This window comes from Nocardioides sp. CPCC 206348 (genome assembly GCF_048654705.1).
GTDB lineage: Bacteria > Actinomycetota > Actinomycetes > Propionibacteriales > Nocardioidaceae > Nocardioides.
In genome coordinates this window covers 933-1,994 of record NZ_JBMCZA010000192.1, presented here as the reverse complement: position 1 = coordinate 1,994, position 1,062 = coordinate 933, and the positions used below count along the sequence as shown (strand labels likewise).

The following is a 1,062-nucleotide window of genomic DNA, read 5'->3' as shown; positions in this document are numbered from 1 at the left end:
GTGCGGTCGAGGGCATCGAGCAGCTCCCCGAGCGGGACCGCGGGAGGCCGCTCCTGGCCGGTGTGTTCGGCCGCGCCGGTGTAGGTGATCACGAGGCGTTCGCCGGCCGCGAGCACCGCGTCGAGCAGCAGCTGCCGGTCCTCGGCGCGCAGGTCGCGCTCGCCGACGACGGGGCGGCGGGCGAGCACGTCGTCGCCGTCGATGCCGGTGGCGCGTGGGAAGACGCCATCGTCCAGTCCGACGAGACAGACCACGCGGTGCGGGACGGAGCGCATCGGGACCATCGTGCAGACCGTGAGCGTGCCGGTGCGGAAGTTCGCGCGGGTGGGGCGGCCGGCGAGGCGGGCCTGCAGCAGCGCCCGTACGTCGGCCAGGCGCAACGGGACATCCGGGCCGGACTCGTCGGCGCTGGCCCGTGCCCGGGCCAGCTCGCGCTCGAACTGCGGCGACTGCCACGCGGCGTCGGGGTCGACCTCGCACAGGTCGCGCACGCCCTCGGTGATCGCGCCGAACCACTCATCGGCGGCGGCGGCCTTGCCGAGTGCCTCCAGGCAGGCACCGAGTCGGGCGACCGCCTCGCTGAGCCGACCGACGAGCTCGATCTCGCCGCTCGCGATGTCGTCGACGGGCAGCCCGCGGCCGAGGTGCTGGTGCTCGTCGTCGCTCATCGCGACGCCGAGGAGCAGGCGGTCGAGACCGGCACGCCAGGTGTTGTGCTCGAACCCTTCCATCGCGTACGACGCCCGCTGGGTGCCGTCGATCCCCCACCGGATGCCGGCTTCCGCGACCCACCGGGTGATCCGGGCGAGGTCGTCGTCGCTGAACCCGAACCGGCGGCGGCACACCTCCCGCGAGAGCAGGTCGATCACCTGCGACGCGGTCGCCCGACCACCCGCCAGCTCGACGAGTGCGACGGCGACGCCGAGCAACGGGTTGGTGCTGCTGACCGCCCGGTCGGCGAGGCGGACCCGCAACCGGTGCGCCGGGTGCAGTGCGTCGCCGACACCCTTGGCGGACTCGTCGGTGATGAGCTCGCCGAGGCCGAAGCCGGCCGAGATCAGC

General features: G+C 74.2%; 1 pseudogene. It reads right to left on the bottom strand.

The features are described 5' to 3' along the window. A pseudogene (locus tag ACOADB_RS16730) lies at nucleotides 1-1,062 on the bottom strand (exodeoxyribonuclease V subunit gamma); the annotation flags it as partial.